The organism is Nocardia brasiliensis, from assembly GCF_042691675.1.
Classification (GTDB): Bacteria; Actinomycetota; Actinomycetes; order Mycobacteriales; family Mycobacteriaceae; genus Nocardia; species Nocardia brasiliensis_D.
On sequence record NZ_CP170507.1, the window covers coordinates 5751123 to 5774603 of the forward strand.

Consider the following 23481-nt stretch of genomic DNA (forward strand, 5'->3'; position numbering starts at 1 on the left):
ACGGATCGAACTGTCCAGAAGGTACCGCTCGCGCGAGTGCGCTCGCTATTGCGCGGGCTCGTCGGCCTTCGCGTCGGCCTTGTCGCCCTTCGACGCGGGCTTGGCGTCCAGCCCGGCTTCCTTGCGCTGCTGCTCGGTGATCGGCGCGGGTGCGTCGGTCAGCGGGTCGACGCCGCCGCCGGTCTTCGGGAACGCGATCACCTCGCGGATCGAGTCGAGGCCGGCGAGCAGCGCGACGATCCGGTCCCAGCCGAACGCGATGCCGCCGTGCGGCGGTGCGCCGAACGCGAAGGCGTCCAACAGGAAGCCGAACTTCTCCTGCGCCTCCTCCTGGCTGATGCCCATCACCTTGAAGACGCGTTCCTGCACATCGCGGCGGTGGATACGAATGCTGCCGCCACCGATCTCGTTGCCGTTGCAGACGATGTCGTAGGCGTAGGCGAGCGCGGAACCCGGGTCGGTGTCGAAGGTGTCGATCGACTCCGGCTTCGGCGAGGTGAACGCGTGGTGCACCGCCGTCCACGCCGAATGACCAAGCGCCACATCGCCGCTCGCGGTGGCGTCGGCGGCGGGCTCGAACATCGGCGCGTCCACGATCCAGACGAACGACCAGGCGTTCTCGTCGATCAGCCCGACCTTGCGGGCGATCTCGGCGCGCGCGGCACCGAGCAGCGCGCGCTGCGCCTTCTCCGGACCGGCGGCGAAGAACACACAGTCGCCCGGCACGGCACCGACGTGCTTGGCCAGTCCGTCGCGCTCGGCGTCGCTGAGGTTCTTGGCGACCGGGCCGCCGAGCGTGCCGTCCTCGTTGATCAGCACGTACGCCAGTCCCTTGGCGCCGCGCTGCTTGGCCCACTCCTGCCAGGCGTCGAGTTGCCGCCGCGGCTGACTCGCCCCGCCCGGCATGACGACCGCGCCGACATACGGCGCCTGGAACACCCGGAACGGGGTGTCCTTGAAGTACTCGGCGCATTCGGTGATCTCGATGCCGAAGCGCAGGTCCGGCTTGTCGGAGCCGAAGCGGCGCATGGCTTCCGCGTAGGTCATGTGCGGGATCGGAGTCGGGATGTCGTAGCCGATCAGCTTCCACAGACCGACCAGGATCTGCTCGGCGAGCAGGATCACGTCGTCCTGCCGCACAAAGCTCATCTCGATGTCGAGCTGAGTGAACTCGGGCTGGCGGTCGGCGCGGAAGTCCTCGTCGCGGTAGCAGCGCGCGATCTGGTAGTAGCGCTCGATGCCGCCGACCATGAGCAGCTGCTTGAACAGCTGCGGGCTCTGCGGCAGCGCGTAGAAGCTACCGGGCTGCAGACGCGCGGGCACCAGGAAGTCGCGGGCGCCCTCCGGAGTGGAGCGGGTCAGCGTCGGGGTCTCCACCTCGACGAACTCGTGGCTGGCCAGCACGGCGCGAGCGGCGGCGTTCGCCTTCGAGCGCAGCCGGATGGCGTGCGCCGGACCTTCGCGGCGCAGGTCCAAATAGCGGTACTTCAGCCGAGCCTCTTCGCCGGGCTGCTCGTCCAACTGGAACGGCAGCGGTGCGCTCTCGTTGAGCACCTCGAGCTCGGTGACGTTCACCTCGATGGTGCCGGTCGGCAGTTCCGGGTTCTCGTTTCCGTCCGGTCGCAGCTCCACCACACCGGTGACCCGCACGCAGTACTCGGCGCGCAGCCGGTGCGCCTGCTCGGCGGGCTCGCCCTCCCGGAACACCGCCTGCGACACCCCCGACGCGTCACGCAGATCGATGAAGATCACGCCACCGTGGTCACGCCGCCTGGCCACCCATCCGGTGAGGGTCACGGTCTGACCGGCATGCTCGCTTCGCAGCGAACCAGCCAAGTGGGTGCGCAGCACAAGGTTCCTTTCGACGACTCCGGCACCGGCGCGATATGACCAGGTGCGGTCCCATCGTAGTGAGACACAACCGCCCAGTGGAAACCGATGTCGCCACGCCCGTGCGAAGCTGTATCGGCGGGGTATGTCCGAGGCGTAGCGACAACGAGAAAGCGACGGCGATGACGTTCAACGAGGGCATGCAGATTGATCAGGATGCGGTCAGTTCCGGCGGTCCCGGTATGGGTGGCAAGCTCGCTCTCGGCGGCGGCGCGGGCGGGCTGATCTTCCTCGTGGTCGCGCTGCTGCTCGGTGGTGATCCCGGCACGCTGCTCGGTGATTTCACCGGCTCACAGAACCAGCAGACCCAGTCCGACGCGACGGGTACCCCGGCACATTGCAAGACCGGTGCGGATGCCAACAAGTACGTCGACTGCCGGGTGGCGCTCACCGCACAGAGCCTCAATGCGGTGTGGTCCGGCGAACTGCAGAAGCAGACGGGCACGAAGTACGTCAAGCCGAAGGTGGTCCTGTTCTCGGGTGCGACCGCCACCGGCTGCGGCAACGCGACCAGCGACGTCGGGCCGTTCTACTGCCCGGCCGACCGCACCGGCTACTTCGACGTCACCTTCTTCCAGGAACTGGTCGACCGCTTCGGCGCCAGCAGTGGACCGCTGGCCCAGGAGTACGTCGTCGCGCACGAGATCGGCCACCACATCCAGAACCAGCTCGGCGATATCGGTCGCGCGCAACAGGATCCACAGGGTGCGAACTCGGGGGCGGTGCGCACCGAACTGCAGGCGGACTGCTACGCGGGGATCTGGGCCCACTTCGCGGACAAGACGCCCGCGCCGGGAAGCAATCAGCCGTTCCTGAAGCCGTTGTCGGACAACGACGTCAACGACGCGCTGTCGGCCGCGGCGGCGGTCGGTGACGATCGGATCCAGCGCGCCTCCCGCGGTCGGGTGAATCCGGAGAAGTTCACGCACGGCAATTCCGAACAGCGGCAGAAGTGGTTCTTGTCCGGCTACCGCACCGGGCAGGTCAAGGCATGCGACACCTATTCCGCGTCGAACCTGGACAGCCCGCCCGGGCTGCGCTGACCGACACTCGCCCGGCAAACTGTGCCTGATCGATCGGCGCGCCACCTGGCGGGAAAGTTGACGCTCCGCTGAGATCTCTATGCGCTATGAACGAAGCGTCTATTCATTGCTAGAGAGGTTGCTTTCATGCGACGAACAAAGGCCGCACTGCTGGCTGTCCTGCTGGCGCTCGCGGGCAGCCTGGGCACCGCGACCGCGGCCCCCGGTCCCGATGCGGCGCAGCCGAGCGCGCACGGGCCGGTTGCCGAGCCGTTGGCGCTGCTCACGCTGACCAGCATCCCGAACGGCTGGCAGACCCGGATCGACCTGCGCCCGCAGTTGGAGGTGTTCGGCAACGGACGAGCCGTAAAAATCCCCGATGCCGTTGCCTCCGAACGCAATCCGGAAACGCTGCCGCAGCAGGTGACCGGCCACATCCCGCCCGAGGTACTGGCCGCGGCGCTGGAAGAGACAAAGGCACTGGTCACCGTCGATTTCGGCATGCCCAGCGTCACCGACCAGGGCAGTCAGATCATCGACCTCATGCCGCAACCCCCCGAAGAAGACGTACACCTAGTCGTCTACGCCCCCGAATTCACCAACGCCCTCACCCCCGAACAACAAGCAGCCCGCAAACGTTTCACCGACCTCTACCGCACCCTCCTCGACGCCTTCGTCAAGGACAACTAACACCCCACACCCTCCCCGCCGCGCCCTGGTTACCCTGCCGCGCATGAAATCGCTAGCGACTTCATGCGCGGCAAACGACCATGCGCGGCACGCGGTGTGCCCGCCACACTCGTTTGCCTCCCACGCATCGAGTCGCTGACAGTTTCGCGCGGTCAACGGTTTCCGTCCGCAGCTAGCGGCTTGTCACGCACGGGTTGCCCTGTCGCGCACCCGTTTGCCTCTCGCGCACGAAATCGATAGCGATGTCATGCGCAGCCAGCGATCTCGTGCGCAGCCAGCGATCTCATGCACAGCCAGCGATCTCATGCGCAGCCAGCGATCTCATGCACAGGAGCGACTTCGTGCACAGCCAGCGATCTTCTGCACGGCGGGGGCTCCGGCCGAGCACCCCGAACGGCAAAGAGCCCGGCTCAAGCGGTCGTTCGCTGCTCGGGCCGGGCTGCGCCGGACGATCGTGCGTTAGAACTGGTCCTGTTCGTAGTCGGAGCTGACTATCTCGTCGGAGTGGGTCGCGCCGATGACGTCCGGTGTGGATTCGCCGAGTGGGCCGGTGAGATCGTCGTTGCCGGTGGCGCTTTGGTATGGCTGCACCGTGCGGGAGTGTTCGTCCTCGTTGCCGCGTTGGGCGCCCGCGGCGGCGGGGCCGCCCATGAAGCCGCTGCCCGCGCCTGCTGTGCTGGTGCTCGGCGCACCGGTGACGCCGGGGCCGAACGAGGTGCTGCCGGGCATGCCGCTGATCGGACGCACCGGTGACACGCTGGTGCCGGGCAGGCCGGTGGCCTTCGGCACCGAGGGAATGCCGGTAGTGCCGGGCCGGCCACTCGGGCTGCCTGGACTGCCCGAACGGTTCGGGCTGCCGGGCACACCGGTGAGGAGGCTGTTGTTGGTCGAGTTCGGGGTGTTCGTGCTGTGCACCGACGAGGGTGCGGTCGAGGTCGGCGACCCCGCGATGGCCGAGTCGAGACCGGCCGCCTTCGTCGTGGTGTCGGCCGCGACCGCCTGCGCCTGCTCCAGGATCGGTTGGCCGACGTTCTGCGCCAGCGCCTGCGCGATCTCCTGCGGCGCGGGCCCGCCACCGGGTGCGACCAGCTGCTGAACCATGCCGCTCAGCTCGCCGGTCTTGCCCGCCAGGTCACCGCGGGTGGCATTGACGACGCCGACGGCTCGGCCGAGATGTTCGGTCGCCGAGGCCATCAGCGTGGCCTGCGCCGGTGGCGTCAGGATGACCGGGGCCATCGCCGTCGCCTGGGTGGCGAACGACGAGGCGATGGTGAGCAGTTGCGCGTTGCCCTGCTGCACCACCGCGGCGGCCCGCTGGGTGAGCTCGGAGATGTCGATGCCGCGCTTGCTGGTCTCTTGCCCTTCGACGTTGGCCTGCTGGCTCGCGGCCTGCGCGTTGCGTGCGGCCTGGCTCTGCCACAGCTGTTCGACGGTGGTCATGCTGCCCTTGCCGACCTGCATGGCCATCTCGATGACCTTGGAAGACTGGCTCAGGATCGCGGTCGGGTCGAGCGCGCCGATAACGCCGGTGCCGAAGCTGCCGAGCAGATCGAGGATCGGCTTGATCAGCATGTCGACGCCGGGCAGCGCGGGCACCGCGACACCCTGCATGAGCGCCGAGACCGGGTCGGCGGGCAACGCGGGCAGTGCGGTCGGAACGGCGGCGGCCGCCTGGCTCGCCGCGGCGGCGGCCGAACTCGGCGCCGAGCCGATGGCACCGTTCAGCACCCCGCTCGCCTGATCGAGGGCACCCTGCGCGGCCTGGACCACCGGCGCGGCGGCGTGCTGGAGCGCGGACTGGGTATCACCGAGTAGGGCCGAAATATCCGACGGCACACCGGAAATGCCCTGCGCGTCCGCGGCGGGAGCGCCGGAAAGGCCCGGCATGCCCGACGGTGCGGCGCCGAGCGTGTTGTGCTGGTCCTCGCTGATCCGCTTGGACAGCACGAACTCGGGCGGTTCGATCGGCGGCAGATCGTCGGGCAACTGCGGCAGCGGCAGGTCGAGGACGGCTTGGGCGGCCGAGCTCTGCGTCGCCTCCAGCACGGCCTGCTGACCGATAGCCACATTCTGGTCGGCGGCGTGCGCCATCGCGTGCTCTTCGGGGGCGATCACCCCGGTATCGAGCGGCTTCATACGGCGCCGCCGATCTGGCTGCCGATGGCGTTGAGCGCACCCGAGGCCGACCAGTCCGTCGCGTCGTAGGCCGCGGCGGCACTGAAGGCGGACTCCGACAACTCGGCGTATTTAGCGGACAGATCGTTGATGTCCTTGGCCTGCAGCACCTGTGCCGCGGCGAACATCGCCAGATAGTCGACGCCGATCAAACCGAACACCGGCACGAGGGCCGAGACGTTCTTGACCGCGTCGAAATTACCTGCCCCCGCAAGATCACCGGCGATGCCCGCGTTCGTGGCGGCGAACGCCCGGACCGCGTCGGTCTCTACCGAGAGATCACTCATCGAGTTGCCCCCCAAATCGTCGTGCACATCAGTGTCGTGAACTTCTTCGTCGTCACCGTCTGCCCTTGCCCCGAACGGCGTGACCGCTACGGTTGGGCTCAATATAGCGGACGGTACCGGCAACTTTCGAGCCCATCGCGACGTTCACACAGGGAATAGAAAGGAACTGGAACGTGTTGCAAATTAGAACAAGTTCTATATTCTCGATCGCATGAAGGTCGCAGTGACCGGCGCAGCCGGCTACCTTGGCACGAATCTGCTCCGCCTGCTGGTCGCGCGCGGCCATGAGGTCACCGCCATCGATCGGGCGGTGCCACCGACGGCAGCGGAGCCGAACGTCACCTGGGTGAGCGGGAACGTGCTGGACCCGGCGTCGATGCGGGAAACGCTGGCGGGCGCCGAGATCGTCTACCACCTGGTCGCGGTGATCACCCTCGCCGAGAAGAACGACCTGGCCTGGAAGGTGAACACCGAAGGCGTGCGCGTGGTCGCCGAGGCCGCACGCGAGGTCGGGGTGCGACGGATGGTGCACGCCAGCTCGATCCACGCGTTCAACCAGTACAGCTGCGGCGGCCGGATCGATGAGACCGCACCGCGCTCGACCGACGCGGCGCTGCCCGTCTACGACCGCTCCAAGTGGGCGGGCGAAGTGGCGCTGCGCAAGGTGATCGATGCCGGCTTGGACGCGGTGCTGTGCAATCCCACCGGCGTATTCGGCCCACTCGACTACAGCAAGCCACTTTCCCGGATCAACCGCACGCTGAAAGACGCGGCGCACGGCCGCATTCCGGCGATGATCGGCGGCGGCTTCGACCTGGTGGACGTGCGCGACGTGGCCGAGGGTCTGATCCTGGCCTCCGAGCGCGGCCGCACCGGCGAGAATTACCTGCTCGGCGGCGAGATGATCTCGATGCTCGACCTCTGTCGACTGGCGGCCGGTCACGGCGGCAAGCGCGGGCCGAAGTTCGCCATCTCCCCCACCGTCGTCGCGGGTCTGATCCCGGTGCTCGCGCCGATCGGCAAGCTCTTCAAATCCGACATCGTCTCGAAAGCCGCACTGGGCGCGCTGATTTCGGCACCCGTGGTGGACCACGGCAAGGCCGAACGCGAACTCGGCTACCGTCCGCGCTCCACCGACGAGACCGTCCGCGACCTCGTCGCCTTCTTCGCCGACCGGACCCCGTTGACGCCGCCGGACACCCGGCAGATCGCTTGACCCACCCCTGAACAAGACCCCGGAGCGCGACTAGTCAAATTTGCTTAGCCGCGTTCCGGGTGTTACCTTTCCAGCGCTAGCCAAATTTGGCTAGTTCGCTCGAAAGGGAGGGTGAGCCCGATGACCGGCGAAGTGATGACGCCCCTGTTGCCGTGCGGGTCGATCGATGAGATCGGCGAGTTCTACCGAATGCTCGGATTCGAGCAGACGTATCGACAGGTTCGTCCGAATCCATATCTCGCGATGCGACGAGAGGACATCAACCTGCACTTTTTCGGAATGCCCGGGTTCGAGCCCGCCGAGTCCTATGGGTCATGCCTGGTGGCGGTGCCCGATATCCGCGGCCTGTACGAGTCTTTCGCCGCGGGGATGCGCACCGTGCACGGCACATTGCTGATATCGGGGACGCCGCGGATGACGCGGCCGCGTAAACGCAAGAACGCGGACAATCTCACCGGATTCCTGGTGGTCGATCCGGGCGGGAACTGGATCCGCTTCCTCCCGCGAACACCCGAGACGAAGAAACCGGCCGAGCCGGTACCGGAGCGCGGCCGACTCCGCAGAACGCTGGCCGACGCCGTCGTACTCGCCGATTCCCATGGCGCCGACGGCCAAGCGGCCAAGGTTCTCGATGCCACACTGGCCCGCGAGCAGGACACGGCGACGAAGATCGACCTCGTCGACGCCCTGGCCTATCGTGCCGAACTGGCCGTGCGGATGGACGATCCCGAACACGCGCGCCACCTGCTCGACCGCCTGCGCACGATCACGTTGACCCGCGCCGACCGCCGGGTACTCGCCGATACCCTGAGCGATGCCGAAGACCTGCAACGCATCCTGAACTCCCCGACCGTCGACTGACAAACCACCGGAAGGAACCGAGAACTCCGTGTCCGCGGTCCGCCTGCTCGTCCTCGGCGCCGTTCGGCGCCGGGCACGGGCGCACGGCTATCAAGTACGAGCAGATCTGGAAGCGTGGGGCGCGAACGAGTGGGCCAACGTCAAGTCCGGGTCGGTTTACCACGCGCTCAAAGCCATGACCGGCGACGGTCTCTTGGTCGCACACGAAACCACACCGAGCACCACCGGCGGACCACCCAGGATCGAATACGAGATCACCGACGCGGGCGACGAGGCGTATTTCGACCTGCTGCGCAGCGCACTGTCCCACCACGACCCCCGCATGGACGTCCTCGCCGCCGCAGTCGGACTCATCGATGACCTGCGCCGCGCCGAAGCCATCGGGCTACTGCGGCAACGCGCGCGGGTAATGGAGCAGTGGCGGTCCAGCGTCACCGGCGCATTGCCGCCGGACACCGACCTCGACACCTGGGGACCGGTCGGCGAAGTCCTCGGACTGTGGATTCACACCGCCGACAGCCGCGCCGAATGGACGCAGCGCCTGATCCGCCGCCTCGAAGCGGGCGCGTTCGAGATGGCCGACGACAAAACCCGGGAGTGACCGTGGTTGCGCACTCAGGGGAACATATGTTCGACTGAAGCGGTGCGGTGGCAAAGCCAAACCCTGGACGCCGACGACGGCGCCTTGCCCGGGCTCACCCGGGCAGGTTTGACGCGCACCGTGCAGACCCCCGAATTCGAGGGCATCACCTTCCACGAAGTGCTGTGCAAGAGCGCGCTGAACAAGGTGCCGGAAAGCTCGAACCTGCCGTTCCAATGGACGATCAATCCGATGCGCGGCTGCTCGCACGCCTGCCGCTATTGCTTCGCCCGGCCCACCCACGAGTATCTGGATCTGGACGCCGGCCGCGATTTCGATTCACAGATCGTGGTGAAGACGAATATCGCCGCCGTACTGCGCAAGGAACTCAACCGGCGCTCCTGGCATCAGGAACCGGTCGCGCTGGGCACCAACACCGACCCCTACCAGCGCGCCGAGGGCCGATATCGGTTGATGCCGGGCATCATTCGCGCGCTCACCGATTCGGGCACGCCGTTCTCCATACTCACCAAGGGCACCCTGCTACGACGGGACCTGCCGCTGCTCACTCTGGCCGCGCGCGAGGTGCGGGTGAGCGTCGCGGTGTCCATCGCGATCTTCGATATGGACCTGCATCGCAGCCTGGAAACCGGCACCCCGTCGCCGAAGGCCCGGCTGGAGATGGTGCGCGCGCTCACCGAGGCGGGGTTCGACGTGAATGTCATGGTGGCGCCGGTGATTCCCTACCTCACCGACGGCAAGGCCCACCTGGACGAACTGTTCGGCGCGATCGCCGACGCGGGCGGGCGTTCCGCGGTCGCCTTTCCGATGCACCTGCGCGGCAGCACCCGCAACTGGTTCCTCGGCTGGCTCGCCGAGGCACATCCCGCGCTGCTGCGCCGCTACCGTCAGCTCTACGGCCGCGGCGCCTACGTGACGCCGGAGTATTCGGCCTGGCTCCGCGGACGCGTCGACCCGCTGCTCGAGCGACACGCATTGAAGCCGACAAAACCGGCCGAACCGGCGACACAAACGGAAAGTCCGCACGCCACCGACCCGCAGCTGGCATTGTTCGCCTGACGTCCCTACCACCGGTTACCGGCGGACCTCACATTTCGGGCGGACGCACCGCGCGGTGCGGAGTAGTTTGGCGATGGCACCCCTCTCATCGACGAGGAAGTGAAGCAGGCAAATGGTTTCGCACCACAGCGAGGTCGGCACCGCCCAAAGCAACGCCGGCGCAGCGAAATTGGAGAAGGTCGTCATTCGGTTCGCGGGGGATTCCGGCGACGGGATGCAGCTGACCGGTGATCGCTTCACGCACGAAGCGGCCGCGTTCGGCAACGATCTCGCCACCCAGCCCAACTTTCCCGCCGAGATCAGGGCGCCACAGGGCACGCTGCCCGGCGTCTCGTCGTTCCAGATCCAGATCGCCGACTACGACATCCTCACCGCGGGTGACCAGCCGGACGTGCTCGTCGCGATGAACCCGGCCGCGTTGAAGGCGAACCTGGAAGACCTGCCGCGCGGCGCCACCATCATCGTGAACACCGACGAGTTCACCAAGCGCAATCTGTCCAAGGTCGGCTACCCCGCCGACCCGCTCGGCGACGACACGCTGTCGGACTTCGTGGTGCACCGCGTCCCGATGACCTCGCTCACCCTCGGCGCCACCGAATCCACCGGCGTCGGCAAGAAGGACGGCCAGCGGGCGAAGAATATGTTCGCACTCGGCTTGCTGTCCTGGATGTACGGGCGGCCGATCGGCGGCACCGAGAAGTTCATGCGGGAGAAGTTCGCCGCGAAACCGGACATCGCCGAGGCCAATGTGCTGGCGTTCCGGGCGGGCTGGAATTACGGCGAGACCACCGAAAGTTTCGCCACCACCTACGAAATCGCGCCCGCGAAACTGCCGCCCGGCACGTATCGCCAGATCACCGGCAACACCGCGCTCGCATACGGTTTGGTCGCGGCGGGTCAGCTGGCCGGACTGCCGGTGTTCCTCGGCACCTATCCGATCACCCCGGCCTCGGACATCCTGCATGAGCTGAGCAAGCACAAGAACTTCGGCGTCACCACCTTCCAGGCCGAGGACGAGATCGCCGGAATCGGTGCGGCACTGGGGGCTTCGTTCGGCGGCGCGCTCGGCGTCACCAGCACCTCGGGGCCGGGACTCGCGCTCAAGAGCGAGACCATCGGCCTCGCGGTGATGACCGAGCTGCCGCTGCTGGTGATCGACGTGCAGCGCGGCGGACCGTCCACCGGCCTGCCGACCAAGACCGAGCAGGCCGATCTGCTGCAGGCGCTGTACGGGCGCAACGGCGAATCGCCGGTCGCTGTGCTCGCGCCGCGCTCCCCCGCCGACTGCTTCGCCACCGCGGTCGAGGCGGCCAGGATCGCGCTCACCTATCGCACGCCGGTGCTGCTGCTCTCCGACGGCGCGATCGCGAATGGTTCGGAGCCGTGGTCGATTCCGCGCGTCGCCGACCTGGCACCCATCGATCCGGCGTTCGAACCGGACGGCGACGACGCCGACCCGTTCCTGCCCTACGCCCGTGACCCGGAAACCCTGGCCCGGCCGCTCGCCGTTCCCGGCACCAAGGGTCGCGCGCACCGCATCGGCGGGTTGGAGAAGGCCGACGGCAGCGGCAACATCTCCTACGAACCGGTCAACCACGAGCTCATGGTTCGGTTGCGCCAGGCCAAGATCGACGCGATCACCGTGCCCGATATCGAGGTCGACGACCCGGACGGCCGCGCCGAACTGCTGCTCATCGGCTGGGGCAGTTCCTACGGGCCGATCGGCGAAGCCTGTCGCCGGGCTCGCCGCCGTGGGGTGCCGGTCGCACAGGCGCATCTGCGTCATCTGAATCCGTTGCCCGCCAACCTCGGCGACGTGCTGCGCCGCTATCGCACGGTGGTCGCACCGGAGATGAACGGCGGCCAGCTCGCCATGCTGCTGCGCGCGAAGTATCTGGTCAATGTGCAGCCGTGGACGAAGATCGCGGGCACCGCCTTCTCCGCGCAGGAACTCGTCGGGGTCATCGATGCCGCGCTGGACGGCTCGATCGAGGACATGGAACACGACAAGGCCTTCGCCGCTCGCGCGCAGGCCACGTACCGGACCGCTGGGGGCAACGAATGACGATCACCGAAACCTCGCTCGTCGGAACCGATCTGGGCCTGACCGGACTCTCGGGTGTGCCCGCGGCGGACGGACCGCAGAAGGTGAAGGACTTCACCTCCGATCAGGAGGTGCGCTGGTGCCCCGGCTGCGGTGACTACGTGATCCTGGCCACCGTGCGCGGCTTCCTCGCCGAGCTCGGATTGCGCAGGGAGAACCTGATGTTCGTCTCCGGGATCGGCTGCTCGAGCCGCTTCCCGTATTACCTCGAGGCGTACGGCATCCACTCCATCCACGGCCGCGCACCCGCCATTGCCACCGGGCTCGCGGTGACCCGCCCCGACCTGTCGGTGTGGGTGGTGACCGGTGACGGCGACGCGCTGTCCATCGGCGGCAACCACCTCATCCACGCGCTGCGCCGCAATGTGAACATGACGATCCTGTTGTTCAACAACCGGATCTACGGCCTCACCAAGGGCCAGTACTCGCCGACCTCGGAACAGGGCAAGGTCACCAAGTCGACGCCGATGGGTTCGGTGGACCACCCGTTCAACACACTGTCGATCGCGCTCGGCGCCGAAGCCACCTTCGCCGCCCGCGCCCTGGACTCCGACCGTGCTGGCCTGACCGAGGTGCTGCGCGCCGCCGCCGAACATCGCGGCACCTCGTTCGTGGAGATCCTGCAGGACTGCCCCATCTTCAACGACGGTTCCTTCGACGCCCTGCGCCGCGACAACGCCGCCGCCCACCTCATCCCGCTACAGCACGGCCAGCCCATCCGCTTCGGCACCGACGGCGAATTCGCGGTCGTCCAAAGCGGTTTCGGCCTCGAGGTGGCGCGCGCGGATGCCATTGCCGAATCCGACATCGTCGTCCACGACGCCTATGCCGACAACCCCGAATACGCCTACGCCCTCGCCCGCCTCTCCGACCAAGCCCTCGACCACGTGGTCACCGGCATCTTCCGCAACGTCAACCGCCCGACCTACGACGACGGAGTGCGCGCCCAATCCGCGACGGCCCGGGAACGCAAGCCAGTTTCGGCGGACTCGCTTCAGTCCCTGCTGACCGGCCCGGAGACCTGGACCGTGAGCTGACCCGTCCGGGTCGGCTGGAATTCACCGGCACGACAGCGTCCCCGCCCCCGGCGCCCCCAGGGCAGTCCTCGAACGGGACATGGCTGAGCCAAAACGCGAGTAACGCCTCCGTGAGGTCCCGTTCGCGATTAGGGCGGGTCCCGAACGGGACATGGCCGCGCCAAAACGCGAGTAACTCCTCCGTGACGCCCCCTTCGCGGCTAGGTCGGGTTCCGAACGGGACATGGCTGCGGCGAAACGCGAGTAACCCCCCGTGACGTCCCCTTCACGGCTAGGCCGGGCCCCGAACGGGACATGACCGCGCCAAAACGCGAGTAACGCCCCCGTGAAGTCCCCTTCACGGCTAGGCCGGGCCCCGACGGGACATGACCGCGCCAAAACGCGAGTAGCACCTCCGTGATGTCCCGTTCACGGCTAGGTCGGCCCTCGGACGGGACATGGCTGCGGCGAAACGCGAGTAGGGCCTCCGTGATGTCCCGTTCGCGATTAGGGCGGGTCCCGAACGGGACATGGCTGCGGCGAAACGCGAGTAGGGCCGCCGTGAAGTCCCGCACACGGCTAGGCCGGGCCCCGAACGGGACATGACCGCGCCAAAACGCGAGTAGCACCTCCGTGATGTCCCCTTCACGGCTAGGTCGGCCGTCGGACGGGACATGGCTGCGGCGAAACGCGAGTAGGGCCGCCGGGATGTCCCGTTCGCGGTTCGCTGGCGGCTGGGTGGGTTAGGGGTGCTTGGCGAAGCCTAGGTCGATTACGGCGTCGCGTTCTTGGGTTAGTTCGGTGATGGTGGTGTCGATTCGGGGGCGGGCGAAGTCGTCGATGGGGAGGTTGGGGACGATGGTGTAGGTGCCGTTGGTGCAGGTTACGGGGAAAGAGCTGATCAGGCCTTCGGGGATGTTGTAGGAGCCGTCGGACGGGACGGCCATGGAGACCCAGTCGCCGGGGGCGGTGCCGCGGACCCAATCGTGGATGTGGTCGAGGGCGGCGCTGGCCGCGCTGGCGGCCGAGGACGCGCCGCGGGCCTGGATTATGGCGGTGCCGCGCTGCTGGACGGTGGGGATGAAGTCGTCGGTCAGCCAGGACTTGTCGCCGATGCGGTCGAGGGCGGGGCGGCCGTCGATGGTGGCGTGCGCGATATCGGGGAATTGGGTGGCGGAGTGGTTGCCCCAGATGGCAACTCGGGCGATGTCGGCGGCGGGCGCACCGGTCTTCTTGGCCAGCTGCGCGATCGCGCGGTTGTGGTCGAGGCGGGTCATCGCGGTGAACCGCTCGGCCGGGACGTCGGGTGCGTTGCTCATCGCGATGAACGCGTTGGTGTTGGCCGGGTTGCCGACCACGAGCACCTTCACGTCGTCTGCGGCACTGGCGTTGATCGCGGCGCCCTGCTCGGTGAAGATCGTGCCGTTGGCGGCCAGCAGATCCGACCGCTCCATGCCCGCCGTTCGCGGCCGCGCACCCACCAGCACCGCGACGTTCGCGCCCGAAAAGCCCACCCACGGATCGTCACTGATGTCGATGGACTCCAGCAGCGGGAACGCGCCGTCCTCCAATTCCATCGCCACCCCCTCCAGCGAGGACACCGCCGCCGGGATCTCCAGCAACCGCAACCGCACCGGCGTATCCGCGCCCAGCATCGCCCCCGAGGCGATCCGGAACAGCAGCCCATAAGCGATCTGCCCCGCCGCTCCGGTCACGGCAACGGTCACGGGCGCGGTCCGAGCTGCGGTGGTCACGACAGAACTCCTTCTGCGGTAGACGGACTCTCGAACCTCACCCTAACGACTCTCACCGCCCCCGAAACCCGACGGTGAGCAACGCGACAGTCACCCCACCCACCACCCCACCAGCCCGGCCCCCGCTCACGAATCACCGTCGCGCGCATCGAATCGCCAGCAGATCCGGGCGCAGCGAACTGGAACACGCGCGGCGCGCGGTGAGTGCGGCCCGCAGTTAGTGCGGCCCGCGATCAGTACGGCCCGCGATCAATGCGGCCCGCGATCAATGCGGCCCGCGATCAATGCGCCCCGCGACCAGTACGACCCGCGACCAGTACGCCCCGCGACCAGTACGACCCGCGACCAGTACGGCCCGCGGTCAATGCGGCGCGCGATCAGTACGGCCCGCGATCAATGCGGCCCGCGATCAATGCGCCCCGCGATCAATGCGCCCCGCGATCAATGCGCCCCGCGATCAATGCGCCCCGCGATCAATGCGCCCCGCGATCAGTACGACCCGCGACCAGTACGACCCGCGATCAGTACGACCCGCGATCAGTACGACCCGCGACCAGTACGACCCGCGACCAGTACGACCCGCGATCAATGCGGCCCGCGACCAGTACGACCCGCAATCAGTACGACCCGCAATCAGTACGACCCGCAATCAGTACGACCCGCAATCAGTACGACCCGCAATCAGTACGACCCGCAATCAGTACGACCCGCAATCAGTACGCCCCGCAATCAGTACGCCCCGCAATCAGTACGCCCCGCAATCAGTACGCCCCGCAATCAGTACGCCCCGCAATCAGTACGCCCCGCAATCAGTACGGCCAGCGATCAGTACGGCCAGCGATCAGTACGGCCCGCGACCAGTGCGGAGTGGGGGCCTGTCAGGTCAGGGCGGCTACTTCTCGGTCGGTGAGGACTATTGGGGAGACGGCGTCCTTGGTGCGGGCCATTTGGACGGCGCGGTAGAGGGGGCGGTCGGCTAGGCGGGCGTCTCGGGCTTCGGCGCGCAGCTGGTGGACCAGGAGCGCGGAAACGGCTACGGCGGCGGCCAGTTGGCTGGTGGCGAGGGCGTCGGCCAGGCGGCGCAGGCCGAGGAGGTGCATTTCGCGGCCGCTGCCCGCGTCGGTGTACATGGCGAGCGGGACGATCTGGGAGATTTCCCCGGCGGTGACGCGCAGGACGATCCGGCTGAGCCGGGCCGGGAAGATCAGCACCTCGACGCCGGTCGCCGCGGACACCTCCACCCGCCGCTCCCCGAATAGTCGGCGCGCATGGATCATGGTGCCCGTCAACCACATTCGCCGACGCCGCAGCGCGAAGGCGTAGCCTACGGTCGGCGCGCCGACCACCAGTCCGATGGCCACCGCGATCGGCCAGCTGACCACGGTCGCGGCCAGCAACGCCGACCCGATCCCGATGCCCGCCGCCGCCAGCGCGAGCCGCCGCAGCATCGGCGCGTACATCTCGGGTGCCACCAGATCCAGCCCAACGGGTGGATCCGTTTGCTGCTCACCAGAATTCGCCTGCACTGGCCCAACCCTCTCCGCGACCCCGGCGCCACATCGTGCGCGCAGTCACGTTACCCCCGCCACCAGCGGCGCGGTGGGTCTTCGGGCTGGCCGAACCACGGATGATACGTCCAGCAGCTGAATCGCGATAACCGTCTTGTCCGGCGGCAGCTGTCGCGGATGACAACCAGGCGACGAAAAGCCGAGAACGTCTCGAGCGCGATTCCACTCTGCGAGAATCGCCGGGCAGCAACGTCCTCGGGTCCGGGATTGCGATGAAAAATACCAGGTCAACAATTATTTTCGGGTGCGGCATCGCCCTCGGGCTCTGCCTGATCACCGCAGGCTGTCAGGGCAGCGAACAGCGCACCCCACCTACCACCGGCGGGCCGACGACGATCGAGACGACGCGCGGCGCTCCCACGGGCACGAGAATCCTGCCCACGACCGCTACGCCGGTAACGCGTTCGCCGACGAAAAACCCGGTAACCGGCCCGCCGGTCTGGAGCACACCGCCGACGACGACCACCACCACCACCACCACGCCACCCACGACGACACCGTGACGCAGCCGTACAGAGCATTCAACCCGCCCGCGCTGACGACGATCGCCGCTATCGCCTCGCAAGCAGCGGCGGTGACCGCGGTGCTGTACTACTTCGGATGGGCTTACAGCCGAGCCTTTTTCGGACACTTCGGCGTGGATGTGCACCTGCTCAGCTACTCGACCCAGGATTACGTGCTGCGCAGTCTCAACGGCACCTTCTACCCCGCCGCGATCACCTTGTTCGTGATCTTGACGCTGCTCGCGGTGCGGCGGCTCCCGGAACTACACGCACTCCGCAGCAGGCGCCCACGGCGCACCCTGCGACGCTGGGTAGCGGCCACCGGCGCCGTCGGCGCGGCGCTGATGATGGCGGTGCTGCTCGCGATGCTGGCGCGAGTCAGCGTCGGATCGGCAGGTGTCGCACTCCCCCTGCTGCTGATCGCGGGCGCCACCCTCGTCGGCTACGCCAGCCAGCTCCGGCGCAAATATCCGGCCTTGCTCCGCACCCGAGGACGAGGGCGACCGCACCCGGGCAGCACACCCGCGATCCAGGCGCAGACGCTGGTGCTGATCGCTCTCATCGCCATGGGCTATCTGTGGGCGGTCGGCGACTCCGCCGACCGGCGGGGCCGAGCCGAAGCTCAGCGAGCCGAAGCCGCTCACTTCGTCGACCGCTCCTCGGTCCTGGTCTTCAGCACGGAGAAACTGGCCATCGAGGGCTCCGGCGCCACCGTCGGCGAAATCGCCGGACCGGGCGAGAAGTACCGGTATGTGTACAGCGGCCTCTGGCTGCTCGCCCGCACACCGGACCGGTACTTCCTGATCCCGCAACAGTGGAACTCCGCCCGGGACCGGGTCTTCGTGCTCCGCGACACCGACGACCTGCGCATCGACATCGCCCGAAACCCCTAGGCCCGCTTGACGATCTAGCTGTGCGGACCGCCGGATGACACGTCCAGCGCCTCCCGGATCGCGATGACCGTCTCCTCGATCGGAATCTGCCGCTGCTCCCCGGTCGCCATGTCCTTCAGCCCGATGGTGTCCTCGGTGAGGTCGCGATCGCCGAGCACCAGGGTGAATTTCGCGCCGGACCGGTCGGCCGCCTTCATCGCGCCCTTGACGCCACGCCCGCCGTAGGCCAGGTCGACGCTGATCCCCGCCGCCCGCAACCGCGCGGCCAGCACGACCAACCGCTGCTTAGCGGCATCACCCAGCGGCACCCCGAAGACCTCGCAGCGCGCGGGGTCGCCCGCCGTCTTGCCTTCGGCCTGCAACGCGAGCACGGTGCGGTCGACACCGAGCCCGAATCCGATGCCGGACAACGGCTGCCCGCCGAGCTGGGCCATCAGGCCGTCGTAGCGACCGCCGCCGCCGATACCGGACTGCGCGCCCAGCCCGTCGTGCACGAACTCGAAGGTGGTCTTGGTGTAGTAGTCGAGCCCGCGCACCATCCGCGGGTTCACCACGTACGGCACGCCGAGCGCGTCCAGGTGCGCGAGCACCTGCTCGAAGTGGGTCTTGGCCGATTCGGAGAGGTGGTCGATCATCAGTGGCGCGTCCGCGGTCAGCGCGCGCACCTCGGGGCGTTTGTCATCGAGCACGCGCAGCGGGTTCAGCTGTGCGCGCCGCTTGGTCTCCTCGTCGAGGGGCAGGCCGAACAGGAACTCCTGCAACAGTTCCCGATACTGCGGACGGCAGGTCTCGTCGCCGAGCGAGGTGAGCTCGAGCCGGAAACCCGTCAAGCCGAGCCCGCGAAAACCCGCGTCGGCGATCGCGATCACCTCGGCGTCCAGCGCGGGATCGTCGACGCCGATCGCCTCGATGCCGACCTGCTGCAGCTGCCGGTAGCGACCGGCCTGTGGCCGCTCGTAACGGAAGAACGGGCCGTTGTAGACCAACTTCACCGGCAGCTGCCCGCGGTCGAGCCCGTGCTCGATCACCGCCCGCATCACGCCCGCGGTCCCCTCGGGGCGCAGCGTCACGCTGCGATCGCCCCGATCGGGGAAGGTGTACATCTCCTTGCTGACCACATCGGTCGACTCGCCGACGCCACGGGCGAACAACCCGGTGTCCTCGAAAACCGGCAGCTCGATATGTCCGTATCCGGCCAGCCGGGCCGCGCGGATCAGGCCATCGCGCACCGCGACGAATTCGGCCGAACCGGGCGGGACGTAGTCCGGTACCCCCTTCGGGGCGGAGAAGCTGCTGGTCTTGGTCACGATGGTCCAGTTTCCACCACTACGCCCCCGCAAGTCCAACCGGTTGTTCGTACCTGTGGTTCGGTAGGCGGCGCACCGCTCTGAGGAAGAGTCGAGCAGTCTCAGGAATAAATGGCAAACTCTTTGCCGTAACAACCGGACACGGGAGGAACGTGGTAGTGCCGAGCAACGAACAGCGGCGAGCAGCGGCGAAACGCAAGTTGGAGCGCCAGCTCGCCAACCGGGCCGAGCGCGCACGCAGGCGCAAGCAACTCACGATCGCCGGGTCGGTGCTCGGGGTCGTCGTCGTGGTCGCGGCGGTAACCGGGGTGTACTTCCTGACCCGCGGCGACGACGACAGCACCACCGACGCCAAGGACGCGACCCAGTCCAGTGCCCCCGCGGCCGCACCGCCGCCCGCGCCGGTGGCCAAGCCCGCGCTGGTCAACTGTGTCTACAAGGACAGCGAGAAGCCCGCGGACAAGCCGGTGACCAAGCCGGCGAAGGCCGAGGGCATCCCGACCACCGGCAATGACGCGAAAGTCAGCGTCAGCATGGAAACCAATCAGGGCCCCATCGGCCTGACGTTGAACAATGCCGAAGCGCCGTGCACGGTGAACAGTTTCGTCAGCCTGGCCTCGCAGAATTTCTTCGACGGCACCAGCTGCCATCGGATGACCGCGAGCGAGGGCCTGAAGGTGCTGCAGTGCGGTGACCCGACCGGCAGTGGCATGGGCGGACCGGGCTACGCCTTCGACAACGAATACCCGACCGATCAGCTCGACCCCAACGATCCGATGGCCGCTCAGCAGCCGGTCGCGTACAAGCGCGGCGTGCTCGCCATGGCCAACGCGGGGCCCGGCACCAACGGTAGCCAGTTCTTCATCGTCTACGGCGATTCGCAGTTGCCGCCGAACTACACCATTTTCGGCACCGTCGACGAGAACACCATGGGCACCCTGGACAAGATCGCCAAGGCCGGTCAGGACGACTCCAACGGCCCCGGCGACGGCAAGCCGACCCAACCGGTGAACATCGAATCGGTCCGCATCGACTGACGATCCGCGAAACCCGTTCGGGCCCGGCGCCGATCCTCGGCACCGGGCCCGAACGCGTCTCCCCAAGACTGGGCGTACCTCCGCCTCCGCTCCGGCCATGCGCGGTCTGACGACGGACTCCGTCCGGCTGCGCAGGATATGCGTACCTCCGCCTTCGCTCCGGCCATGCGCGACCCGACGACGGACTCCGTTTGGCCGCGCAGGCAAGGCGTACCTAATAGTTCAGTTAGGCTCCCCTCAGACCGCAGATCCTCCGGCGAGTTACCGAGCCTGTCGGAATTGTGCGATATATGCTGATAAGCGGCACGGCCGTACGGTTGCGCCGGCCCTTTCTCGGGTAATCTCGAAACAAGGAGTTCCCGCAGCGTAGTAACCCCTCCATTGGGCGACCCCCAAAGAAGGGTAATGCCACACTACGAGTCCTCTTCGGTGACCAAGTTTGCAGCCGGGGCATCCTCCACGGACTACAGTTCGCGTGGCGGTGCCAAACGAAGCACCACAACATCCATAGTGATCACTGCAGCATCGGGGAGCAGCCATGTCCGAGGAACTGGACGACATCGGCCGCGAGACAGCGGCCATGATGAGGACAATGTTGCAGCTTGCGACCCTGGTCGCACTGCGGACCCGCGAGCGTGGTCAAAAAGAAGCCGAAGCGCGCGCCAAGATGACCGAGGCGCGCATGAAAGAAGCCCGCGAGATGCAGATCCGCGAGGCCCGCGACGCCAAGTCGAAGGACCCGCGCAACACCGAGCTGGCCCGGATGATCGAGAAGCCGATCCCGGAACGCGGCGTGTCGCTGGAGAAGGATCGTTTCACCGCGCAAGCCGAAGCCACCAGGATGGCCGGCATCGCCGCCGCGCACGCCAAGCCCAAGCCGCCGGTGCTGCAATACGACTCCCCCGAACGCCGGATGGCGATCGCCGCGCATCTGGCGAAGATGGGTGTCGCACCCGAACTCGCCGCGGTACGGATGTTGATCGAAGTAGGCCAGGCGCAACCACCGACCGAGGCGGTTCGTACCCGTCCCGAGGAAGCGCCCGCGGTCACCAGGGCCAGGGAACAGGAATCCCGCGGCCTCGAACGCACCCGCTAACGGACCGTCGAGAACGCCCGCCTATCAAGCGGGCGTTTACTTTTCGCTTCTATAGTCGTCGAACCTCAGCAGCACGCCTGCCACCAGCGCATCGCCGGCCTGATACCGGCGATGCGCTGCACGCGATCAGGCCAGATTCCGGAAGTCGCCGATGGTCGGGTCACCGAACATCCCGTGCTGCGGCGACTTCAGTGGCAGCGGGCTGAGCATGTCCTTGTGCCCGTTGCGCACACTGCAGTACTTGAACGGGCCCTTGGGATCGAACAGCTTGGCCATGTGCGGGTCCGCATGGTCGAGGAACCACACACTCAATCCCGTTGCCCCGTCGAGCCGGAAGTGCTCCCAGGCCCGCCACATCGCGTCCAGCCGGGCGATCGCCTCGGCGTGCTGCCACCACTCCGGGCACCACACCGTGTCACTGAGATCGGTGACCTGTCGCCGGTACACCAAGCTCAGATAGTTCTCGACGAACTCCACCACGCTCGCGTAGATCATCGGCTGCTGCTGCTGTTCGGTCACGACTGTGCCTCGCTGTCGCTCGGCTCCCTCACAGTGGCCTGACCTCCTCGATCTTTCCGTACTCCGGCGGCTGCGTGCCCTTGCTCAGCGAGGGCGTGCCCGGCATCAGGTCACCGATTTCCGTCTTACGCTGCGGATCGTGGTGCGAGATGGACTTCGTCACCTCGGCAGCGTACTCGCCCTCCCACCACGGAACCGTGCGAACCAGTACCGGCGGCGCGCCGGACGGGAAGACGATCACCCGACCTCGCGGCAACTGCGCCAGCGCCTGCACGCTGAACGTCTTCGACGACCCGAGCGAACGCGAATAGCTCTTGCTGCCTTTGGATTCCGATACCGAGGCGGACACGACCTCGTAGTCGCCGATCGCCTCGGAACGCTCGCGCAGGAAGGCGGTGTCGTCCACGCCGCTGCCGAGCACCTTGATGTTCGCGGCGGCCCACAGCGCGTTCATGCCGGGCTCGCCCCAGCAGCGCACCCCCTGCGCCCACGACTGCAGCACGGTCATCACCACGATGCCGCGCGAGCCGAAGTGGCTGTACTGCTTGGGCAGGTCCTTCCAGCGCACCACGTTCGCGGCCTCGTCGAGCACCGCGAGCAGCGGAATGGCCAACCGGCCACCACGGGACTGCGAAGCCTTGCGCATGGCCACGTCGATCACGGCCTCGGTGAGCGCGCTCACCAGTGGCGCGGCCGAGCCACGGCCCTCCAGCGAGAGGCTGTAAAGGGTGCCGTTGCGTTCGATGAACTCGAGCTCGTCGAACTCCCTGCGGTCGCCGCCGCGGGTGATCCACGGGTGCACGTTGGACAGCTTGAGGCAGCGGATCATCTTCTTCGCGGTGCCGAAAATGCCACTGCGCGTGCGGGCGTCGGTGTTGTACTGCGACGAGAGGCCCGACGCCGTGTAGTGGTGGCGGGCCGCGCGCAGCAGCTCGATGGGCTCGGTGTCCTGCGGGTTGGTCACCCATTCCCACACCTGCACGATCGGCCTGCTGCCGACGGCCGCGGCAAGGAACAGCCCGGCCAGCAGATCCTCGGCCTCCGGGTCGAAGAAGGCGTCGGTCTTGGCGTCGGAACCGTCGTCGCCGTCGGCGAAGTGCCCGGCCAGCCGCGCCGCGCGCATCTCGCAGCCCTCACGGCCCGCGTCCACCCAGGACAGCGGGTCCCAGAACCAGCTGGGCTCCTCGCCCGCGACACCCTGTGGGTCGAAGACGAAGGTGGGACTTCCCTTGGCCTCCCGCACATCTCGGGTCGCGTCCACCACGTCACGCTTGTTCGAGGTAGCCAGCACCGGCCCGATGGCGGTGAGGATCGCCGGGATCACCCGGGAGGTCGATTTGCCTTGACGCGGACCCCAGATGTCCAGGTGCAGGTCTTCGTAGGAGCCGTACAGCATCTGGCCGTCGGCGATCCCGACGCCGATCGGCACACCGGGCACGTCCTCGCTACCGAGTCGCACACCGAGCTGCTCGGCCTTCTCCCGCACACCCTTCGCCGTGAGATGCGCGATGTCGCTACCCTGGCCCATGAAATCGGCCTTCTGGTCGACCGGCAGCACACCGACCGACTTGCGCTTCTTCAGCCGACTGCGCAGCAGCACCCAGGCCAACACCAGCGCGACCACCAGCAGCAGGATCACCGTCGAGGCCCGCGGCCACTGCAGCTTGCCCCGGACCAGATCCGCGACGATGGCGATCGGGTTGATCGGAATCGACTGCGGTGTCACCGCGAACATGTTGCCCAGATGCAAGGACAGCCACAGGGTTCCGAGGAGCGCGAAGCCCACGCCGAGCATGATCAGGGTCGCGTCCGGCCCGATCGCGGCCGGATCCTTCACCGGCTTCTTCGCCATGGCTGCCTCCTCTTTCGGTTCGGAAATGTCG

The 23481-nt window shown here is 67.5% G+C and carries 20 protein-coding genes; 11 read left to right on the forward strand and 9 right to left on the reverse strand.

Annotation, left to right across the window (positions count from 1 at the left end; genetic code table 11):
- Positions 1 to 45 precede the first annotated feature (45 nt).
- A complete protein-coding gene (gene aspS / locus ACFK0J_RS26390; protein WP_378731740.1) occupies positions 46 to 1851 on the reverse strand; it encodes an aspartate--tRNA ligase in 1806 nt (601 codons plus the stop codon).
- A gap of 161 nt (positions 1852 to 2012) precedes the next feature.
- On the opposite strand from aspS, the gene ACFK0J_RS26395 reads away from it, so the two are divergent.
- Together ACFK0J_RS26395 and ACFK0J_RS26400 are read left to right on the forward strand one after the other, a co-directional pair.
- Positions 2013 to 2933, forward strand: a complete 921-nt coding sequence (locus ACFK0J_RS26395) for a neutral zinc metallopeptidase (RefSeq protein WP_378731742.1) — start codon at positions 2013 to 2015, stop codon at positions 2931 to 2933.
- 126 nt (positions 2934 to 3059) lie between these two features.
- Positions 3060 to 3602, forward strand: coding sequence for a hypothetical protein (locus ACFK0J_RS26400; RefSeq protein WP_378731743.1), 543 nt, complete (start codon positions 3060 to 3062; stop codon positions 3600 to 3602).
- Between the two features lie 459 nt (positions 3603 to 4061).
- On the opposite strand, the gene ACFK0J_RS26405 is transcribed toward ACFK0J_RS26400, so the two are convergent.
- Positions 4062 to 5738, reverse strand: a complete 1677-nt coding sequence (locus ACFK0J_RS26405) for a hypothetical protein (protein WP_378731745.1) — start codon at positions 5736 to 5738, stop codon at positions 4062 to 4064.
- On the reverse strand, positions 5735 to 6064 hold the full coding sequence (locus tag ACFK0J_RS26410) for a type VII secretion target (protein WP_378731747.1): 330 nt from the start codon (positions 6062 to 6064) through the stop codon (positions 5735 to 5737). The genes ACFK0J_RS26405 and ACFK0J_RS26410 overlap by 4 nt, the downstream gene beginning before the upstream one ends.
- Positions 6065 to 6275: 211 nt before the next feature.
- On the opposite strand from ACFK0J_RS26410, the gene ACFK0J_RS26415 reads away from it, so the two are divergent.
- The 6 genes from ACFK0J_RS26415 to ACFK0J_RS26440 all read left to right on the forward strand — a co-directional run bounded on the left by ACFK0J_RS26415 (position 6276) and on the right by ACFK0J_RS26440 (position 12942).
- Entirely contained in the window at positions 6276 to 7280 is a 1005-nt protein-coding gene (locus ACFK0J_RS26415; RefSeq protein WP_378731749.1) for an NAD-dependent epimerase/dehydratase family protein, read from the forward strand.
- A 120-nt stretch (positions 7281 to 7400) separates the two neighbouring features.
- The gene (locus ACFK0J_RS26420) at positions 7401 to 8141 is read left to right on the forward strand and encodes a VOC family protein (protein WP_378731750.1); all 741 of its coding nucleotides are present in this window, start codon (positions 7401 to 7403) and stop codon (positions 8139 to 8141) included.
- Between the two features lie 28 nt (positions 8142 to 8169).
- The gene (locus tag ACFK0J_RS26425) at positions 8170 to 8742 is read left to right on the forward strand and encodes a PadR family transcriptional regulator (RefSeq protein WP_378731752.1); all 573 of its coding nucleotides are present in this window, start codon (positions 8170 to 8172) and stop codon (positions 8740 to 8742) included.
- 42 nt (positions 8743 to 8784) lie between these two features.
- The gene (locus tag ACFK0J_RS26430) at positions 8785 to 9801 is read left to right on the forward strand and encodes an Rv2578c family radical SAM protein (protein ID WP_378731754.1); all 1017 of its coding nucleotides are present in this window, start codon (positions 8785 to 8787) and stop codon (positions 9799 to 9801) included.
- Between the two features lie 112 nt (positions 9802 to 9913).
- Positions 9914 to 11866, forward strand: a complete 1953-nt coding sequence (locus ACFK0J_RS26435) for a 2-oxoacid:acceptor oxidoreductase subunit alpha (RefSeq protein WP_378731756.1) — start codon at positions 9914 to 9916, stop codon at positions 11864 to 11866.
- Positions 11863 to 12942, forward strand: a complete 1080-nt coding sequence (locus tag ACFK0J_RS26440) for a 2-oxoacid:ferredoxin oxidoreductase subunit beta (RefSeq protein ID WP_378731758.1) — start codon at positions 11863 to 11865, stop codon at positions 12940 to 12942. The genes ACFK0J_RS26435 and ACFK0J_RS26440 overlap by 4 nt, the downstream gene beginning before the upstream one ends.
- A 722-nt stretch (positions 12943 to 13664) precedes the next feature.
- On the opposite strand, the gene ACFK0J_RS26445 is transcribed toward ACFK0J_RS26440, so the two are convergent.
- The 3 genes from ACFK0J_RS26445 to ACFK0J_RS26455 form a co-directional block, all read right to left on the reverse strand.
- Positions 13665 to 14675: a malate dehydrogenase gene (locus tag ACFK0J_RS26445; RefSeq protein ID WP_378731759.1), complete on the reverse strand. Its 1011-nt coding sequence runs from the start codon at positions 14673 to 14675 to the stop codon at positions 13665 to 13667.
- An 878-nt stretch (positions 14676 to 15553) separates the two neighbouring features.
- Positions 15554 to 16201: a hypothetical protein gene (locus ACFK0J_RS26450; RefSeq protein ID WP_378731761.1), complete on the reverse strand. Its 648-nt coding sequence runs from the start codon at positions 16199 to 16201 to the stop codon at positions 15554 to 15556.
- 328 nt (positions 16202 to 16529) lie between these two features.
- Positions 16530 to 16733 (reverse strand): hypothetical protein, encoded by a 204-nt coding sequence (locus ACFK0J_RS26455; RefSeq protein ID WP_378731763.1) that lies wholly within the window; start codon positions 16731 to 16733, stop codon positions 16530 to 16532.
- 9 nt (positions 16734 to 16742) lie between these two features.
- On the opposite strand from ACFK0J_RS26455, the gene ACFK0J_RS26460 reads away from it, so the two are divergent.
- On the forward strand, positions 16743 to 17639 hold the full coding sequence (locus ACFK0J_RS26460; RefSeq protein ID WP_378731766.1) for a hypothetical protein: 897 nt from the start codon (positions 16743 to 16745) through the stop codon (positions 17637 to 17639).
- Between the two features lie 14 nt (positions 17640 to 17653).
- Here ACFK0J_RS26460 and hisS read toward each other — a convergent pair whose 3' ends face one another.
- Positions 17654 to 18946: a histidine--tRNA ligase gene (gene hisS / locus ACFK0J_RS26465; protein WP_378731768.1), complete on the reverse strand. Its 1293-nt coding sequence runs from the start codon at positions 18944 to 18946 to the stop codon at positions 17654 to 17656.
- A gap of 158 nt (positions 18947 to 19104) precedes the next feature.
- On the opposite strand from hisS, the gene ACFK0J_RS26470 reads away from it, so the two are divergent.
- Both ACFK0J_RS26470 and ACFK0J_RS26475 read left to right on the forward strand, forming a co-directional pair.
- Positions 19105 to 19983 (forward strand): peptidylprolyl isomerase, encoded by an 879-nt coding sequence (locus ACFK0J_RS26470; protein ID WP_378731770.1) that lies wholly within the window; start codon positions 19105 to 19107, stop codon positions 19981 to 19983.
- Between the two features lie 538 nt (positions 19984 to 20521).
- On the forward strand, positions 20522 to 21079 hold the full coding sequence (locus ACFK0J_RS26475; protein ID WP_378731772.1) for a hypothetical protein: 558 nt from the start codon (positions 20522 to 20524) through the stop codon (positions 21077 to 21079).
- A 126-nt stretch (positions 21080 to 21205) separates the two neighbouring features.
- On the opposite strand, the gene ACFK0J_RS26480 is transcribed toward ACFK0J_RS26475, so the two are convergent.
- Positions 21206 to 21598, reverse strand: a complete 393-nt coding sequence (locus ACFK0J_RS26480) for a DUF4913 domain-containing protein (protein ID WP_246634022.1) — start codon at positions 21596 to 21598, stop codon at positions 21206 to 21208.
- A 28-nt stretch (positions 21599 to 21626) separates the two neighbouring features.
- Positions 21627 to 23450 carry a type IV secretory system conjugative DNA transfer family protein gene (locus ACFK0J_RS26485; protein ID WP_378731775.1) on the reverse strand — a complete coding sequence of 608 codons (1824 nt, stop codon included), beginning with the start codon at positions 23448 to 23450 and terminating at the stop codon, positions 21627 to 21629.
- Positions 23451 to 23481: the final 31 nt, after the last annotated feature.

Excerpts from the sequence above, each read along its gene's own strand:
- ACFK0J_RS26475 (WP_378731772.1), top strand. The coding sequence starts at position 20,522 with ATGTCCGAGGAACTGGACGACATCGGCCGCGAGACAGCGGCCATGATG.
- ACFK0J_RS26485 (WP_378731775.1), bottom strand. The coding sequence starts at position 23,450 with ATGGCGAAGAAGCCGGTGAAGGATCCGGCCGCGATCGGGCCGGACGCG.
- ACFK0J_RS26400 (WP_378731743.1), top strand. The coding sequence starts at position 3,060 with ATGCGACGAACAAAGGCCGCACTGCTGGCTGTCCTGCTGGCGCTCGCG.
- ACFK0J_RS26440 (WP_378731758.1), top strand. The coding sequence starts at position 11,863 with ATGACGATCACCGAAACCTCGCTCGTCGGAACCGATCTGGGCCTGACC.
- ACFK0J_RS26435 (WP_378731756.1), top strand. The coding sequence starts at position 9,914 with ATGGTTTCGCACCACAGCGAGGTCGGCACCGCCCAAAGCAACGCCGGC.
- ACFK0J_RS26405 (WP_378731745.1), bottom strand. The coding sequence starts at position 5,738 with ATGAAGCCGCTCGATACCGGGGTGATCGCCCCCGAAGAGCACGCGATG.
- ACFK0J_RS26420 (WP_378731750.1), top strand. The coding sequence starts at position 7,401 with ATGACCGGCGAAGTGATGACGCCCCTGTTGCCGTGCGGGTCGATCGAT.
- ACFK0J_RS26395 (WP_378731742.1), top strand. The coding sequence starts at position 2,013 with ATGACGTTCAACGAGGGCATGCAGATTGATCAGGATGCGGTCAGTTCC.
- ACFK0J_RS26410 (WP_378731747.1), bottom strand. The coding sequence starts at position 6,064 with ATGAGTGATCTCTCGGTAGAGACCGACGCGGTCCGGGCGTTCGCCGCC.
- ACFK0J_RS26415 (WP_378731749.1), top strand. The coding sequence starts at position 6,276 with ATGAAGGTCGCAGTGACCGGCGCAGCCGGCTACCTTGGCACGAATCTG.